This window comes from Cupriavidus sp. UME77 (assembly GCF_014170355.1).
GTDB classification, from domain to species: Bacteria; Pseudomonadota; Gammaproteobacteria; order Burkholderiales; family Burkholderiaceae; genus Cupriavidus; species Cupriavidus basilensis.
Window position 1 is genome coordinate 48,968 of sequence record NZ_LZZU01000078.1, and the last position, 17,381, is coordinate 66,348.

A 17,381-nucleotide genomic window follows, 5' to 3' on the forward strand; every position below is an offset into this window, starting at 1 on the left:
AGGCCGCATTGCACATCGTGATGACGGAGCCGCGAGCACGGCCGGCGCGCTGGAGCGCTACCCGGCGGTGCCGAGCTCCGTCTTCATGACAGACGGCCAGTCACGCAAAAAGGTTTCCCCGTCGCGCTGGCCGAGTTCGTAGGCACCGATCATCGCGCCGGGCTGGGTGTAGTCCCAGCTCGAGATCGGAACCCGTTGCGAAGGTTGCAGGTAGAGCCGGCGCTGCGCGCCGTGTTGCAGGACAAAGCGGCGCGGGCGCGGATAGAGCCGCGTCACCAGCACCAGGACGTTGCCGGGCGTTGCGTCGAGCGCGTCGACCGGCACATTGTCGACCATGCCGCCATCCAGCACGGGCCGGCCGTCGCGCCGCAGCACCGGCGTGAAGGGCGGGGTCGAGGACGATTGCAGCAGCAGGTCCGCCAGCTGCTCGGGCGAGCCGCAGTCCTGCGCGCGCACGAACTCGGGATGAAACCCCAGCTTGCGGCCCAGGCGCGGGTGCAAGGTCTTGAGCCAGTGTTTCTCGATGTTGTAGGCGACCAGCCCGGCCATCACCGCTAGCCGCGGGCCGCTCCAGCGCGGGATGTGGGCCACGCCGATGCGGATCTCCGGCGCCGTCTGCAGGTTTGCCAGGCGGCCCTCGCCGAAGATGTTCAGCAATGCCGTGCGGTAGATGCCGTAATGCGGAAACACGCGCTGCTTGCTCAGCAGGTTGCCCCAGTACGCATTGCGCCGGTTGCCGGCGAGCACCTCGCCGTAGTAGGCCATCACCTGGCGGGAGTCGTGCGTATAGATCATGCACGCCGTGGCGGCCCCGGCCGAGATCCCCGTGATCACGCGCGGGCGCAGCCCCAGCTCGGGCGCCACCGTATCCCACCAGCCTGCCTGCCACCAGCAGCGGTTGCCGCCGCCGGCAAACACCACCTGGTCGAACGGCGAGGCGGTGGCGGGCTGGATTGGGGCAGGCGTCAGGCTGCGGGGCTCATGCATGGAGATAGCTTGGGAGATTGCGTGCAATTTGGCGTGCAATGGGGTGATGCGCCGCTCACAGCAGCGCGTAAGTGGTGGTGGCCTGCACGGCCAGCTTGCCATCGGTGCCGGTCAGCTCGATCTCGCCGAACACCACGGTCCTGCCCAGGCGCAGCACATTGGCGCGCACCAGCACGTCGCCCTCGATCACCGGGCGCATGAAGTTGGTGGTGAGCGTGACGGTGGTCATCGGCCTGAAGGCGCCAAGTGCATTGGCGACGGCCACGATCATGGCGGTATCGGCGGCGGACATCAGCACCTGGCCGCACACCACGCCACCCGCATGGCGAAATGATTCGTCAAAAGGCAGGCGCAGCGTTACGCCCTGCGCATCAACGTGTTCGGCACGCAGCCCGAGCTGGCGCACCCATGGCGCCAGTACCCGCTGCAGGGTGTGGTCGATATCGGCAAGCGTGAAGCCGGATTCCGGCGTTGGTTCTAGCGTTGGCTCTGGCATGGCACGCCCGTTTGTCTGGGATGGGGCCGGGCCAGGTTGCTATTCCGTCTCCTGCGGCGCGGCACGATGTTTGAGCCAATGATACAGGGGGCCGGTGCACAGCACCACGAAGGCCATCCGGATCACGTGGAAGGCGGTGACCAGCGGCACGCCAAGCTCCAGCACCTTGGCCGTGATGCACATCTCGGCAATGCCGCCGGGCGTGGTGCCGAGGATGGCGGTGGCGGGATGCACGCCGGACAGTGCGGACAGGCCCCAGCCGAACAGCGCGGAGAGCACCAGTGCCGCCAGCGTGTACACCGCCACGCCGCCGAGAAAGCGCGGCGCGGTATGGAGGAAGTCGCGCGAGAAACGCGCGCCCAGCGACACGCCGATCATCAACTGGCCGGCGCGGCTCATCCACGTGGGGATGGCGGACAACTCGATGCCCGAGGCGGTCAGCACGGCGGCCGCCAGCAGCGTGCCGATCACGAAGGGATTGGGCAGGTTGAAGTGCTTGAGCACCATCGCCACGCTGACCGTGATCGCGATCAGCACGGGCAGCCACAGGTAGTCCACCGTGCGTGGCCCGGGCACGTATGGGTCAAGCCCGTGGATGCCGCCGTACTGGAACAGCGCGGGCACGGCGACCACCACCATCAGCACGCGCAGCGAATGCGCGGCCGCCACCTGGTCGATGCGCGCGCCGTTGCGCTCGGCCAGGTTGGCCATCTCCGACGCGCCACCGATGGCGGTGGAGAAGTACGCTGTCTTGAACGCCACGCCGGTGGTCTTGCGCAGCAGCCAGGCGCCGCCGCAGCCGAGCAGCAGCGCAAACAGCGAGCCCGCGACGATATACGGCAGGAACTCGATCAGCCGCGCCACCACGTCAGACGTGAAGTAAAGCCCAAGCGAGGTGCCAATGGCCCACTGCCCGGCATTGCGCGCCTGCGTGGGCGCGCGCAGGTCGGCGCCGCGCATGCGCGCGATGGCGACCGCCAGCAGCGGGCCGATCATCCATGGCAGCGGCGTGTGCAGCAGCGTGCAAACGAGCGCAGCGGCCAGGCCGAGCAGCAGCGTCAAGAGGACCGGACGCCAGCGGTGAAGAAGAGAGGGCATGTTGCAGCGGCCTGGCTATTGCGCCAAAGCCATCTGAGATGACGACGGTGTTTACACCCTCTCCCCTCAGGGGGAGAGGGTTGGGGAGAGGGGTGGCTTAGCTAGGAGCCACGAGAAACGAAGCCCATGGCTTTTTCCGGCATGGCGGCGTAGGCAGCGCCCGCCCTCTCCCCCGGCCCCTCTCCCACAAGTGGGAGAGGGGAGACCACATGCGCAGTGTCAGCCGGGTCAACAGTCAACAGTCAACAAGCAAAAGGCAAAAGGCAAAAAGCCCGGCACCCTGGAGTGCCGGGCCTTGCCCGCATTTTGCGCTAATCAACCGGTGGCGTCAGCCACTTTGCCGCGCGCCGAGCGCCGGGCCAGCCAGCCCAGGATGCGCGGGATCAGCACCACCGCCACCGTCATGGCCAGGATGGTGGCCGAGATCGGCTGGGTCACGAAGATCGACCAGTCGCCCTGGCTGATCGACAGCGCATTGCGCAGCTGCTTCTCGGCGATGGGCCCGAGGATCATGCCCACGATCACCGGTGCGGTGGGGAAGTCGAAGCGGCGCATGGCCATGCCCAGCACGCCGATGATGAACAGCAACAGCAGGTCGAACCACGACTGGCGGATGCCGTAGGCGCCCAGGCCCGCGAAGATCAGGATGCCGCCGTACAGCAGCGGCGTGGGGATGCGCAGCATGCGCACCCACAGGCCGATCGCCGGCAGGTTCAGCACCAGCAGCATCACGTTGCCGATGTACAGCGATGCCAGCAGGCCCCACACCAGGTCGCCCGAGGTCTGGAACAGCATCGGGCCCGGCTGCAGGTTGTAGTTCTGGAACGCCGCCAGCAGGATCGCGGTGGTGTTCGAGGTGGGGATGCCCAGCGTCAGCAGCGGAGCCAGCGTGGCCGTCACGGCGGCGTTGTTGGCGGCCTCGGGGCCAGCCACGCCTTCGATCGCGCCCACCGTGCCGAACTCATCCTTGTGCTTGGACAGCTTCTTCTCGGTGGCGTAAGACAGGAAGGTCGGGATCTCCGCGCCGCCGGCCGGGATCAGGCCGAAGGGAAAGCCGATGATGGTGCCGCGGATCCAGGCCGGCACCGAGCGCTTCCAGTCCGACTTGGTCATCATGACCGAGCTGAGCTTGTTGAAGCCGCCCGCGGGCTGCGGGAAGAAGGCGTTGAACAGCGCCTCGCCCACCGCGAACAGGCCGACCGCGACCACCACGATGTCGATGCCGTCGTACAGCTCCTGCACATTCATCGAGTAACGCGTCTGGCCCGACAGCGAGTCCATGCCGATCAGGCCGATGCCCAGGCCCAGGAACAAGCTGGTCATGCCGCGCAGCAGGGACGAGCCCAGCACCGCCGACACCGTGGTGAAGGCCAGCAGCATGATCATGAAGTACTCGCCGGGCCCGAACTGCAGCGCCACGTCGGCCGCGACCGGCGCGAACATCGACAGCAGCACGGTGGCGATGGTGCCGGCGGCGAACGAGCCGATGGCCGCGGTGGCCAGCGCCGGGCCGGCGCGGCCGCTCTTGGCCATCAGGTTGCCTTCCATCGCCGTGACCATGGTCGACGACTCGCCCGGCGTGTTCATCAGGATGGAGGTGGTGGAGCCGCCGTACATGGCGCCGTAGTAGATGCCGGCGAACATGATCAGCGCGGCGGTAGGTTCCACCTTGGCGGTCAGAGGCAGCAGCATCGCTACCGTGAGCGCGGGGCCGATGCCCGGCAGCACGCCGATGGCGGTGCCCAGGAAGCAGCCCACCAGGGCCCACATCAGGTTGATTGGCGTGATGGCGATGGCAAAGCCATGCATCAGCAGGTTAAGCGTATCCATGGATCATCAGCTCCGTTCAGAACCCGGCGACGGGCAGCAACGGCAAATTGATGCCGAGCAAGAATTCAAACAGTGCCCACATCGGCAACGTAATGCACAGGCCAATCAGGGCGTCGCGCACAAAGCGCTTGCTACCGTAGCCACGTGCCACGCAGACCATCAGCAGGGTTGACGCCAACACAAAGCCCAGCGTGCCGATCAGCGCCATGTTGGCCACCAGGCCGGCGGCCACCCACAGGAAGCCGCGGAAATTATGCGGGGCCTCCGGCAGTTCGGCGTCTTCTTCCGGCATATTGCGAAAGCCGCCGCGAATGCCTTGCCAGGTCAGCGCCGCGCCGCACGCGGCCAGGCCGATGGCGACCAGCGTGGGCATGAAGCGCGGCGACAGGCCAGCATAGCCCTCGTCGCCGGAGATGCCCGACAGGCCCAAGAAGTAAAAGGCGGAGAGCAGCAATACGGCAATGCCGATCGCCAGGTGTGAGGGTTTCATGATTGGAAGTGGCTCCTTCAAGCGGTGCCTGCGGCCGTGTTGTCCGGCCCTTGGCGTCCCGCGGTTTGTCGTCCCCGCTTAAGGCGGGGGCCCGGCGATGTGTAGTTTGGTTTTTGGGTATCGCAGGTGGACACCGGACCCCCGCCTGCCGCATGCGCACCGAGCGTTACGGTGCGCCGCAGGCGGGGCCGACAGGTAAAACGCTGAAACGATAAAGCAGTGAAACGGTCAGGCGGGGCCGCTTACTTCGCTACGCCCAGCTCGCGCAGCGAACCGCCCAGGCGGGCCGACTCGCTATCCACGAACTTGCCGAACTCGTCGCCGGTCAGCAGGAACGGAGTCCAGTCATTCTTGGCCAGCGTTTCCTTCCACAGGGGGGTCTCGGTCGCCTTGACCACCGCATCCACCAGCGCCTTGCGTTGCTCGGCGGTGATGCCCGGCGCGCCGTACACGCCGCGCCAGTTGTAGATCTCCACGTTGATGCCCTGCTCCTTGAGCGTCGGGATATCGGCGGTGCGGTCCTTGGAGGTGACGGCCAGCGCGCGCATCTTGCCGCTCTTGATGAAGGGCAGGAACTCGGACACGCCGGCCAGGCCGACGGTCACGTGGCCGCCCAGGATCGAGGCCGAGGCTTCACCACCGCCCTGGAAGGGCACGTAGTTGATCTTCTTCGGGTCCACGCCGCTTTCCTTGGCCACCAGGCCCGCCAGGATGTGGTCGATCGAACCCTTGGAGCCACCGCCCCAGCTCACGCTGCCCGGGTTGGCCTTGAGCTGCGCGGTCAGGTCCTTCATGGACTTCAGCGGCGAGTTCGCCGGCACGGTGATCACCATGGTGTCGGCGAACAGGCGAGCGATCGGGGTGGCGTTCTTCAGCGTGACCGGGGGATGGTTGGTCTCGATGGCGCCAACCATCACCGCGCCGGTGACGATCATCGCGTTGGGGTTGCCCTTGTCGGTATTGACGAACTGCGTCAGGCCGATGGTGCCGCCCGCGCCGCCCTTGTTGTCGTAAGAGGCCGTCTTGGCCACGCCGGCGGAAACCAGCGCCGCGCCCAGCGAGCGGCCGGTCTGGTCGAAACCGCCGCCCGGGTTGGCGCCGATCATGAACTTCACGCTGTCGAGCGCGAACGCGGGCGCGGCGGCCACGGTGGCGGTGATCGCGGCCGAAGCCATGACGACGTGGGCAAAGCGATGAATCGAACGACGCATTACTGTCTCCTGTTCTTTTTCAGAGGATTGCCGGTGAACGGTTGCCGGCGTTGCTGGCGAGGACCGACCCCGGGGGTGTCCGGCTGGCGGTGAAGCGGGCTGTCGGGGGCGGGAGAGTCGTGCGGTGCGCCGGCGCTGCGTGCGTTGACCGGGTGGCTCGGCGTCGTCTCCTGTCCCTGGCAGCGCTTGCATGCCGGACTTGTTCTTTGGCTTTCTGACTTGGTCTGGCCGGTACGGCGGCCATGGCGCGATTCTAGGGGGTAGAAACTGTCAAAAGGCTGTCAATTTGTCAGGCAATGGGGTGGGGTTTACGTGGGGTCGGATGTATGGACATTTGTTTTTTTTAGATTTTTTGGTCTTTTTAGCGCCCTCACATGTCCTCACATGTCCTCTCAGTCCCCGATCGGCAGCGACAGGACCGCCCGAACCCCTTTGCCCTGCAGCGCGATTCCCAGCGCGACCGTTCCCCCGAAGCGCGCCGCCATTTCGCGGGAAATCGCCAGTCCCAGGCCGGAGCCCGGTTCCACATTCCCAACCCGGCGGTAGAACCGTGCAAATACCTTCTCGCGTTCCTCGACAGGAATGCCCGGCCCGTCGTCCTCCACCACCAGGCAGGCGGCGTCCCCGATGCGCGCGGCGGAAAGCGTGATGCGGCTGCCGCGCGGCGAATACTGGATCGCGTTGTGGACAAGATTGGCAAAGGCTTCGCGCAACAGCGCGGCATCGGCCCGTACCGGCAGCGCCAGCCCCTGCGGCCGCTCCCAGCCAAAGTCCTGCTGCTTGCCGCGCGCCAGCGGCAAGTAGTCCAGCGCCACCTGCTCGGCCACGGCCACGGCGTCGATCAGCTCCAGCGGTTCGGCGTCGCCGGGCGCGTCGCTGCCCGGGTGCTGCCGTACCCGCGCCAGCGCCAGCAACTGGTTGGTCAGGCGTGCGGCCTGCTCCAGCTGCGTGACGATGCCGCCTACCGCCTCCCCGGCGGCATCCCGCGCGCGCGCCGGGTCGGCGCTGGCGCAAAGCTGGCGCTGGGCGAATTCGGCTTGCGTCTTGAGGATGGCCAGCGGCGTGCGCAGCTGGTGCGCGGCGTCGGCGATGAATTGCGCCTGCGCCTGCGTCATGGCGGCCGAGCGCGAGACGTGCAGGTTGACCGCGTCGACCAGCGGGCGGACTTCCATGGGCACATGGTCGAAGGCCAGCGGCGTGAGGTCGTCGGCGGAGCGCGCCTGCACGTCGTCGCGCACGCGCGCCAGCGGGCGCAGCACATAGGTGATGCCGGCCACCAGGATGCCCGCGCTGATCAGGATCAGCAGCACGTCGCGCGCCAGCGCGCCGCGCCACACGGTGGCGATCAGCGCAAAGCGCGGCTCGGCGGTTTCGGCCACCTGCACGATCACGCGCATGTGGGCGTTGGGGCGATACACCGGGTGCGCCAGCACGGCGATGCGCACCGGGTCGCCGCGATAGTCGGCGTCGTAGAAGCGCGGCTGGTTGCTGGCGATCTCTCCCTTGGGCAGCGGCAGGTCGTCGTAGCCGGTGACGGTTTCGATCTTGCCGTTGCGTTCCAGCGAGACCCGGTAGAAGACATGGGTCTGCGCCGCGGTTTCGAACATCTCCATGGCGGCATCCGGCAGCGCGATCTGCACGCTTTCGCCGGCCATGCCGATGGCGTTGTCGATGGCGCGCACCGAGCCGTACAGCGAACGGTCGTACGCCGCGTTGGCGGCATCGCGCAGCGTGCCGTAGGTCAGCCACGTGTCGAGCGCCATCATCGCCGCCAGCGCGGGCACGAGCAGCAGCAGCAACTGGCGGCGCAGGCTGCCTTGCAGCCAGCGCCGCAACCAGTGCCGTGGCAGGCGGCGCAGCATCAGGGCTGTCCTTCCGGTTCCAGCAGGTAGCCGAAGCCGCGCAGCGTGACGATGGTCACGCCGTGGCCCGAGAGCTTCTTGCGCAGCCGGTAGACCAGCACTTCGATGGCATCGGGGCTGACGTCGGCATCGAGCGAGAACACCTTGTCGAGCAGTTGTGCCTTGGTCAGCGGCTGGCCGCTCTTGGCCAGCAGCGCGCCCAGCAGGGTCGATTCACGCGGGGTCAGCGCGAGCGGCGCCCCTTCGAGCGTAAAGCTGCGCGTTTCGCCGTCGAACACCAGCGTGCCGCATTGCAGGCGTGGATGGGCGCGGCCGCGGCTACGCCGGATCAGCGCCAGGATGCGGGCTTCCAGCTCGGCAATGGCAAAGGGCTTGGGCAGGTAATCGTCGGCGCCGAGGTTGAGGCCGCGCACGCGTTCGTCGAGCGTGTCTTGCGCGGTCAGGATCAGCACCGGGGTGCGGTCGTCGCGCCCGCGCATGGATTTGAGCACGGCCAGCCCGTCCTTGCCGGGCAGGCGCAGGTCCAGCACCACCACGTCGTATTCCTCGGCCATCAGCCGCGCCTCGGCCTGCAGGCCGTCGGCCACATGCTCGATGACGAAGCCGCCCTGCTCCAGGGCACGCGCAACCCAGCGCGCCAGTTCAATCTCGTCTTCCACCAGCAATAAGCGCACGGCGGTCCTCCCCTGCCAGATAAGCGTCCGTTTGAAATCATGCGAAGGCTTTGCCGCCATGGCTGGCAAGGCCCCCGCCCCCGCGAGGACACGCCGCGGGCGCTTATAATACCTCCGCCCCGGGCTGCGCGCGGCGAGTGCGCCATGGCCCCTTTTGGCCACCGATGTCACCACCGATGGTTCCCGCCTTGCGCAAGCTGCCCCCCTCCCCATCCTCCTTGCTCTCCCCCCTCGTGTCTTCCTCCATGGTTGCCGGACTACCCGCAAGCTGGCACCGGCGGCGCGTCCTGACCGGCGCCGCCGCGGCCGCGGCCACGCTGGCGGGGCTGAGCCATCGGGTGCATGCCCAGGCCGTGCCGCCGGTGCCGGCGGGCTACCCGGCAAGCTACGCCGAGATCATCGCGCGGGGCGTGCAGGAAGGCTCGGTCAACGTGCATGCCTCCACCGATGTGGAGATCGCGCGGCCGCTGCTGGCCGCGTTCGAGGCACGCTACCCTGGCATCAAGGTGCGCTATCAGGACCTCAACACGCTGGAGCTGAACGGCCGTTTCCTGGCCGATAGCGCCGCGCTGGGCGCGGGCCAGGTGGGCGGCCCCGACTACGCCGACGTGCTGTGGAGCACGGCAATGGACCTGCAGATCAAGCTCGTCAACGATGGCCATGCCCTGCGCTACCCCTCGCCCGAGCGCGCCGGCCTGCCGGCGTGGGCTGCCTGGCGCGACGAAGCCTGGGGCACCACCTTCGAGCCCGCCGTGATCGTCTACAACCGCCGCCATTTTGCCGGCATGCGCACGCCGCGCAGCCGCACCGGGCTGGCGCGCCTGCTGCAGGAAAACACGCCGCGCTGGCGCCAGCGGGTGGTGACCTACGATGTCGAAAAGTCCGGGGTGGGCTACCTGCTGGCGCAGCAGGACGCGCGCATGGGTGATGAGTTCTGGTACCTGGCCCAGGCGCTGGGGCGCTGCGGCGTGCAGTTGTCTGCGTCCACCGCGAACATGATCGAGCGCATCGCCTCCGGCGAATTCGTGATGGGCTACAACCTGCTGGGTTCGTACGCGCTGTCGCTGATGGAGCGCGGAGCGCAGATCGATGTCATCGCGCCGCGCGACTACACGCTGGTGATGTCGCGCGTGGCCTTTATCGCGCGCCGCGCGCCGCATCCCAACGCGTCCCGGCTATGGCTGGATTTCCTGCTCTCGCGTGCGGGCCAGACGTTGCTGGGGCAGAGCGCCTCGCAGCTCTACACGATCCGCACCGACACCGAGAGCGAGCACACCGCCGCGGCGCTGTCGGAGCGGCTGGGCTACGCGCTCAAGCCGATCAGCGTCGGCCCCGGCCTGCTGGCGGCGCAGGACACCCTGCGCAAGCGCAATTTCCTGGCGCGCTGGCGCGAGGCCGTGCGCGGCTGAGTGGCTGAGTGGCTCGCGCGCCGCTGTGGCGATCAGCCGGGTAGCGCTTTGGTGGCGAGAGTCTGCGCAGCCCGCCTGGTCTCGGTCTCGGCCTCGGCTTTCTTCTTGGCTTCCTGGCACATCGAGGCGACTTCTTCCTCTAGCTTCGGCACGGGACGCGCCACATAGCCCTGGCGCAAGGCCGGCGAGAGCTTGAGGGTGTCGATGAAGGCATCGGCCACCCGCTCGGCATTGCTCTCGAGATCGAAATCCTCGGGGGCGAACAACCAGTGCGACAGCATTCCGCCAATCGAGGCGTGGAACACATTGACGGCCAGGTCCAGGTCGAGGTCGGCCGGCAACTGCCCGCGGTCGATAGCCATGCGCAGGTGCTCGCGCATCTTCACCGTGCCCTCCTGGTGCGACTGGCGCTGCCGCTCGAAGATGGCGCCGTTGTCCGCCACCATCTCGCACTTGTGGAAAACGATCTCGAACACGCGCCGCCACTGCGGGTTTTCCACGGTCTGGCGCATCACAAAGGCGCAGATGTCGCGAATGCTGGCAAGCGGGTCTTCCTGGCTGGCGATGCGTCCCGGCTCGCACAGTGCCTCGAGCGGCAGGTGGACGCGGTCGGACATTGCGGCGAAGACATCGCTTTTGTTCTTGAAATGCCAGTAGATGGCGCCGCGCGTCACGCCGGCCGCCTCCGCGATATCGGCTAGCGAAGGGCGGGCAACGCCGCGGGCGTGAAAGACCGCCTCGGCCGCGTCGAGAATGCGATGGCGTGTTTCAAGCGCCTCTTCCTTTGTGCGTCGGACCATGATGTTCTCTGGTGCCGGCCACGAGGGACCGGTCTGGTTCTGTCTCCCTGAGTGCTGGCGGTGAAGCCCGCCTTGCACTGTGCGCGCCGCGCTGGCGCGTTAGGACGTGGGTTATATAGAGCGGCTATCGCCGCGTTGCAACAAGTTCTTACATACATGCTTGAATGTATATATAATACGCGTTCGCCTGACTTTCGGCCAGCCCATCGGCGTGATGGCCTGGCAGACGGCGGCGCGCACCGCTCCACGGTTCACGCTGCCATGTCGGCATGTCGTTACTAATTTGCAACCTTTCGTCGCATGTGCCACGTCAGTGTTGCAAATTGTGGCTAGCATTACTCTTTTTGCCCGCCTCTGTGCCATCTGCCAGCGGTGGGCCGCGCCGTATCCGGAAGCGACACCGGGAGCGCATGCGGCCGATCTCAAATTGCCATCATGGGGTTATCGATGAGGAAGTCCCAACGTATTACTTGCGTTGCCGCTGCCGTGTTGTCGGCGCTTGCGCTGTCCGCCTGCGGCGAAAAGAAGCCACAGGGCGGCGCCATGCCGCCGCCGGAAGTGGGTGTCGTTACCGTCACGCCTACGACCGTTTCTGTTATCAACGAACTGCCGGGCCGCCTCGAAGGCGTGCGCACCGCCGAAGTGCGGGCGCGGGTTGCCGGCATCGTGTTGTCCCGCAACTACACGGAAGGCGGCGAGGTCAAGGCAGGCCAGTTGCTGTTCAAGATTGACCCCGCGCCCTACCAGGCACAGCTCGAGTCGGCCAAGGCCAGCCTTGCCCGCGCCGAAGCCAACGCCGTGGCAGCCCGCCAGAAGGCCGAGCGCTACAAGCCGCTGGTCGCCGTCAACGCGGTGAGCAAGCAGGAATATGACGAAGCCGTGGCGGCCGCGGGCCAGGCCACCGCCGACATCGCCTCGGCCAAGGCGGCCGTTTCCACCGCCCAGATCAACCTCGGCTACACCGCCGTCACCGCGCCCATCAGCGGCCGCGTGGGCCGCGCGCTGGTGACCGAAGGCGCGCTGGTCGGCAGCGGCGAAGCCACCAAGCTGGCCACGGTCGAGCAGGTCGACCCGATCTGGGTGACCTTCACCCAGCCCGCGAGCGAAGTGATGAAGCTGCGCCGTGCCATCGAGAGCGGCAAGGTCAAGGGCGTCGACGGTGGCGCCCGCGTCCACCTGTTCATCGAGGATGGCCGCGAGTACGAGCAAACCGGCAAGCTGCTGTTCTCGGACATGACGGTTGACCCGACCACCGGCGCCATCACGCTGCGCGCGCAGTTCCCCAACGCCAAGCGCGAGCTGCTGTCGGGCACCTTCGTGCGCGTCAAGATCGAGCAAGGCGTGGACGAAAACGCGCTGACCGTGCCGCAACGCGCGCTGATCCGCAATGCGCAAGGCGCATCGGTGATGGTGGTGGGCGGCGACGGCAACGTCGCGGCGGTGCCGGTCAAGGCGCCCCAGGCCATCGGCGAGAGCTGGATCGTCACCGAGGGCCTGAAGGGTGGCGAGAAGGTGATCGTCGAGGGCTTGCAGAAGGTCAAGGTCGGCGCGCCCGCCAAGGCCGTGCCGTTTGTCTCGAAGACCGCCGCCGCCTCGGCTCCCGCTGCGCAGCCGGCCGCCAGCGGAGCTTCGGCGCCTGCCGCGGTGACCGCTGACAAGACGGAAGCCAAGCAAGGCTAATCACAGCGCAATTCGAAGGGAGCCAGTGTTATGGCCAAGTTTTTTATTGACCGGCCGGTGTTCGCGTGGGTGCTTGCGCTGATCATCGTGCTGGGGGGCTTGCTGTCGGTGGTGCAACTGCCGATCGCCCAGTACCCCAACATCGCCCCGCCGACGATCTCGGTCACGGCGACCTATCCGGGCGCATCCGCCAAGACGCTTGAAGACTCGGTCACCACGGTGATCGAGCAAGAGCTCAACGGCATTCCCGGGCTGCTTTACTACAACTCCACCAGCGAAGCCACCGGCCTGTCGACGATCACGATCGCCTTCCAGCCGGGCTCCAATATCGACCTGAACTCGGTCGAGGTGCAGAACCGCCTCAAGCGCGTGGAAGCGCGCTTGCCGGCGGAAGTGCGCCAGCAGGGCGTGCGCGTGGACAAGGCCGGGAACAACTACATGATGTTCCTGACGGTCACGTCCAAGTCCGGGCAGGCCGACGCCATCCAGCTGGGCAACTACATCTCGTCCAGCGTGATCGATTCGATCCGCCGCGTGCCGGGCGTCGGCCAGGCCGACCTGTTCGGCACCGAGTACGCCATGCGCATCTGGGTGGACCCGGCCAAGCTGACCGGCTTCAACCTGACGCCGCAGGACGTCACCGCCGCCATCTCGGAGCAGAACGTCCAGGTCGCCGTGGGCGAGCTGGGCGGCACGCCGTCGCCCAAGGGCACGGAGCTCAACGCCACCGTCACCACCGAGAGCCGCCTCACCACGCCGGAGCAGTTCGCCAACATCCTGCTGCGCACGAACCCGGACGGCTCCTCGGTGCGCATCAAGGACATCGGCCGCGTCGAACTCGGCGGTGCCGACTACTCCACGCTGGCCCGTACCAACGGCAAGGCGTCGGCGGCCATCGCCATCAAGCTGGCCCCGAGCGGCAACGCCCTGGCCACCGCCACCGCGGTGCGCGCCAAGATGGAAGAGCTCTCCAAGTTCTTCCCGGCCGACTACCAGTACACCGTGCCTTACGACACCTCGGCCTTCGTCAAGATCTCGATCGAGGAAGTGATCAAGACCCTGGTCGAAGCCGTGGTGCTGGTGTTCCTGGTGATGTACCTGTTCCTGCAGAACATCCGCGCGACCATCATCCCGACGGTTGTGGTGCCGGTGGCCCTGCTGGGCACCACGGGCATGCTGCTGGCCTTCGGCTTCTCCATCAACGTGCTGACGATGTTCGGCATGGTGCTGGCGATCGGTATCCTGGTGGATGATGCGATCGTGGTGGTGGAAAACGTCGAGCGGATCATGAGCGAGGAAGGACTCTCGCCACGCGACGCCACGCGCAAGGCCATGGGCCAGATCACCGGCGCCATCGTCGGCATTACGCTGGTGCTGACCGCGGTGTTCATCCCGATGGCGTTCTTCTCGGGCTCGGTGGGTAACATCTACCGCCAGTTCTCGCTGTCGCTGATCGCATCGATCGCGTTCTCGGCGCTGCTGGCCCTGACGCTCACGCCGGCGCTGTGCGCCACGTTGCTCAAGCCGGTCGAGGCTGGCCACCATCACGAGAAGAAGGGTTTCTTCGGCTGGTTCAACCGCACCTTCGCACGCGCCGCCACCGGCTACCAGAGCGTGGTGGGCCGCATCCTGGCGCGCGCCGGGCGCTACCTGATCATCTACGCGCTCATCGTCGTCGGCATGGTGGTGCTGTTCAAGCGCCTGCCCTCCTCCTTCCTCCCCGAGGAAGACCAGGGCTACATGATCACGGTGGTGCAGTTGCCCAACGGCGCCACGCAGGAACGTACCATCGGCGTGCTCAAGCAGATCGAGGACTACTACCTGCAGAAGGAATCCAAGGTGGTGGACCAGATGATCACCGTGGCGGGCTTCTCCTTCTTCGGCCGCGGCCAGAACGGCGGTATCGCGTTCGTGCGCCTGAAGGACTGGAAGGACCGCACTGGCAAGGACGAGACCGCACAGGCACTGGTTGGCCGGGCGTTTGGTACGCTGTCCTTCATCAAGGACGCCATCATCTTCCCGCTTAACCCGCCGGCGATCTCCGAGCTGGGCAACTCCTCGGGCTTCGACTTCCGCCTGCAGGACCGCACCGGCCAGGGTCACGCCAAGCTGATGGAAGCGCGCAACATGATGCTCGGCATGGCCGCGAAGAATCCTGCGCTGGTGGGCGTCCGCCCCGAAGGCCAGGAAGACGCGCCGCAGCTGCAGATCGACATCGACCGCGAGAAGGCACGCGCGCTGGGTGTTTCGGTGGCCAATATCAACTCGACGCTGGCCATCGCGTTCGGCTCTTCCTACGTCAACGACTTCATCTACGAAGGCCGTGTGCGCAAGGTGATCGCCCAGGCGGAAGGCAACGACCGCAAGCTGCCCGACGACCTGACCAAGCTGCGCGTGAAGAACAGCAACGGCAACATGGTTGCGTTCGCTGCCTTTGCCACCTCCGAGTGGATCATGGGCTCGCCGCGCCTGGAGCGTTACAACGGCTTGCCGGCGGTGAAGATCGCTGGCCAGGCCGCTCCGGGACGCAGTACCGGCGAAGCCATGAAGATCATGGAAGACAACTTCGCCAAGTTGCCGCCGGGCTTCGGCTTCGAGTGGTCGGGCCAGTCTTATGAAGAGCGCCTGGCCGGTTCGCAAGAGCCGATGCTGTACACGCTGTCGCTGATCATCGTGTTCCTGTGCCTGGCCGCGCTCTATGAGAGCTGGTCGATCCCGGTCGCGGTGCTGCTGGTGGTGCCGCTCGGCGTGCTCGGCGCGCTGCTCGGCGTGACCCTGCGCGGCATGCCCAACGACGTGTACTTCAAGGTGGGCCTGATCGCGACGATTGGCTTGTCGGCGAAGAACGCCATCCTGATCGTGGAATTCGCCAAGGATCTGCAGGCCCAGGGCCGCAGCGTCATCGACGCTACGCTCGAAGCCGTGCACCTGCGGTTCCGCCCGATCCTGATGACCTCGATGGCCTTTATCCTGGGCGTGCTTCCGCTGGCGATCGCCAGCGGCGCGGGCTCGGGTGGCCAGCGCGCCATCGGTACCAGCGTGATCGGCGGCATGATCACCGCCACGGTGCTGGCGATTTTCCTGGTGCCGGTGTTCTTCGTGGTGATCCGTAGCCGCTTCAAGGGCAGCAAGCGCGAGCAGTTGCTGAACGAGCAAGGGCTCGAACCCAAGGAAGGAATCTGACATGACAAAGACACTGACCACGCTGTTGCTGGTGGCGGGCGTCCTCTCGGGTTGCACACTGGCACCCGTTTATGAACGCCCTGCCCCGCCGGTGGCCACCAGCTTCCCGGCCGCGCCGGAAGGCTACGCGGCCGCCGAAGTGAAGACCGGCGAAACCCGCCGGGCGAGCGAGATCGGCTGGCGCGAGTTCTTCCGCGACCCGCGCCTGCAAGTGCTCATCGCCACCTCGCTGGATAACAACCGCGACCTGCGCACCGCCGCGCTGCGCATCGAGGAGGCGCGCGCGCTGTACCAGGTGCAGCGCGCCGACCTGCTGCCCACGGTGAACGCCACCGGCGCTTTCAACCGTTCGCGTACCCCGGCCTTGCAGTCGGCCACCGGCAAGCCGTACGTCTCCGAGTACTTCCAGGCGGGCGTCGGCGTGACTTCGTTCGAGCTGGACTTCTTCGGCCGCGTGCGCAGCCTGTCCAACGCGGCGCTGTCGCAGTACTTCGCCACCGAGGAAGCACGCCGTTCCGCGCAGATCTCGCTGGTCTCCGAAGTCGCCCAGGCCTACCTGTCCGAGCGCTCCTTCGCCGAGCAGTACGAGCTCGCGCAGAACACGCTGAAGACGCGCGAGTACACGCTGAGCCTGGCCAAGCAACGCTTCGATGCGGGCGCCACGTCGGCGCTGGACCTGCGCGACAACGAGTCGCTGGTGGCGCAGGCCCGCGTTTCCGCCGCGCAGCTGGCACGCCAGCGCGCGCAGGCGCAGAACGCGCTTGAGGTGCTGGTGGGCAAGCCGCTTGGCTCCATCGAGAACCTGCCCGCACCGATGCGCCTGTCGGACGAGCGCATCATCAGCGACATCCCGGCAGGGCTGCCGTCGGACCTGCTCGAGCAGCGTCCCGACATCCGCCAGGCCGAGCAGTTGCTGCTCTCCGCCAACGCCAATATCGGCGCGGCGCGCGCGGCGTTCTTCCCGCGCATTACGCTTACCGCCAATGCTGGCGCGATCAGCCCGACCTTCTCGAGCCTGTTCGACTCCGGCACCGGCGCGTGGTCGTTCGCACCGCAACTGGTACTGCCGATCTTCGACTACGGCCGGAACCTGTCCAACCTGGACCTGACCAACGTGCGCAAGAACATCCAGATCGCCAACTACGAGAAGACCATCCAGACGGCCTTCGCGGAAGTGGCGGATGCACTGGTGGCGCGTGGCACGCTGGAAGAGCAGGTGACCAGCCAGGAGCAGGTGCGCAACGCCGAGGCAGCGCGCTACGAGTTGTCGACGGTGCGCTTCAGGAATGGCGTGGCCAGCCAGCTGGACCAGCTCGACTCGCAGCGTCAGTTGTTCGCTGCCGACCAGGCTCTGATCCAGGCGCGGCAACTGCGCCTGAACAACGCCATCGACCTGTACCGGTCGCTTGGCGGTGGCCTGAGCGAGACCGGTCCGGTAGCCTCGGCGGACGTCAAGCCGGCAGTGACCACGCAGTAAGGCAGAAGGGTTCGTCCTGCCATCCGGTGCGGCCTGCCCGGATTGCCTCGAAGCGAAGCGCCAACAGCGCTTCGCTTTTTTTATTGTGCGGCTTCGTGCCATGGCGTAGGCGGGAAGTTTTCCGAATCGCAACGCACTGCGTTAGGATGGCGGTGCGCGCCGCGCAGATCTCTCTCCCACCACC

13 protein-coding genes are annotated in these 17,381 nt (G+C 66.8%); 4 read left to right on the top strand and 9 right to left on the bottom strand.

Annotation, left to right across the window (positions count from 1 at the left end):
* Positions 1 to 57 precede the first annotated feature (57 nt).
* From A9975_RS30485 to A9975_RS30520, 8 genes are all read right to left on the bottom strand, one after another.
* Positions 58 to 987 carry a patatin-like phospholipase family protein gene (locus tag A9975_RS30485; RefSeq protein WP_183036010.1) on the bottom strand — a complete coding sequence of 310 codons (930 nt, stop codon included), beginning with the start codon at positions 985 to 987 and terminating at the stop codon, positions 58 to 60.
* A 55-nt stretch (positions 988 to 1,042) separates the two neighbouring features.
* The gene (locus A9975_RS30490; RefSeq protein WP_150986399.1) at positions 1,043 to 1,483 is read right to left on the bottom strand and encodes a PaaI family thioesterase; all 441 of its coding nucleotides are present in this window, start codon (positions 1,481 to 1,483) and stop codon (positions 1,043 to 1,045) included.
* A 39-nt stretch (positions 1,484 to 1,522) separates the two neighbouring features.
* Positions 1,523 to 2,581 (bottom strand): AbrB family transcriptional regulator, encoded by a 1,059-nt coding sequence (locus A9975_RS30495; protein WP_183036011.1) that lies wholly within the window; start codon positions 2,579 to 2,581, stop codon positions 1,523 to 1,525.
* A gap of 315 nt (positions 2,582 to 2,896) precedes the next feature.
* The gene (locus A9975_RS30500) at positions 2,897 to 4,411 is read right to left on the bottom strand and encodes a tripartite tricarboxylate transporter permease (protein WP_006162311.1); all 1,515 of its coding nucleotides are present in this window, start codon (positions 4,409 to 4,411) and stop codon (positions 2,897 to 2,899) included.
* 16 nt (positions 4,412 to 4,427) lie between these two features.
* Positions 4,428 to 4,901: a tripartite tricarboxylate transporter TctB family protein gene (locus tag A9975_RS30505; RefSeq protein ID WP_183036012.1), complete on the bottom strand. Its 474-nt coding sequence runs from the start codon at positions 4,899 to 4,901 to the stop codon at positions 4,428 to 4,430.
* Positions 4,902 to 5,143: 242 nt separating this feature from the next.
* Entirely contained in the window at positions 5,144 to 6,112 is a 969-nt protein-coding gene (locus tag A9975_RS30510) for a tripartite tricarboxylate transporter substrate binding protein (RefSeq protein WP_150986401.1), read from the bottom strand.
* 392 nt (positions 6,113 to 6,504) lie between these two features.
* On the bottom strand, positions 6,505 to 7,974 hold the full coding sequence (locus A9975_RS30515) for a sensor histidine kinase (RefSeq protein ID WP_183036013.1): 1,470 nt from the start codon (positions 7,972 to 7,974) through the stop codon (positions 6,505 to 6,507).
* Positions 7,974 to 8,648, bottom strand: a complete 675-nt coding sequence (locus tag A9975_RS30520) for a response regulator (RefSeq protein ID WP_043352486.1) — start codon at positions 8,646 to 8,648, stop codon at positions 7,974 to 7,976. The genes A9975_RS30515 and A9975_RS30520 overlap by 1 nt, the downstream gene beginning before the upstream one ends.
* A gap of 245 nt (positions 8,649 to 8,893) precedes the next feature.
* On the opposite strand from A9975_RS30520, the gene A9975_RS30525 reads away from it, so the two are divergent.
* Complete coding sequence (locus A9975_RS30525) at positions 8,894 to 10,057, top strand: ABC transporter substrate-binding protein (protein ID WP_255504111.1); 1,164 nt, start codon at positions 8,894 to 8,896, stop codon at positions 10,055 to 10,057.
* 32 nt (positions 10,058 to 10,089) lie between these two features.
* Here A9975_RS30525 and A9975_RS30530 read toward each other — a convergent pair whose 3' ends face one another.
* On the bottom strand, positions 10,090 to 10,857 hold the full coding sequence (locus A9975_RS30530; RefSeq protein WP_183036014.1) for a TetR family transcriptional regulator: 768 nt from the start codon (positions 10,855 to 10,857) through the stop codon (positions 10,090 to 10,092).
* Between the two features lie 447 nt (positions 10,858 to 11,304).
* Here A9975_RS30530 and A9975_RS30535 point away from each other — a divergent pair, with 447 nt between their 5' ends.
* The 3 genes from A9975_RS30535 to A9975_RS30545 are packed head-to-tail and all read left to right on the top strand — an operon-like array spanning position 11,305 to position 17,197.
* On the top strand, positions 11,305 to 12,537 hold the full coding sequence (locus A9975_RS30535) for an efflux RND transporter periplasmic adaptor subunit (protein WP_183036015.1): 1,233 nt from the start codon (positions 11,305 to 11,307) through the stop codon (positions 12,535 to 12,537).
* 30 nt (positions 12,538 to 12,567) lie between these two features.
* Positions 12,568 to 15,720, top strand: a complete 3,153-nt coding sequence (locus A9975_RS30540; RefSeq protein ID WP_183036016.1) for an efflux RND transporter permease subunit — start codon at positions 12,568 to 12,570, stop codon at positions 15,718 to 15,720.
* 1 nt (position 15,721) lies between these two features.
* Entirely contained in the window at positions 15,722 to 17,197 is a 1,476-nt protein-coding gene (locus A9975_RS30545; RefSeq protein WP_183036017.1) for an efflux transporter outer membrane subunit, read from the top strand.
* The last annotated feature ends 184 nt before the right edge of the window (positions 17,198 to 17,381 follow it).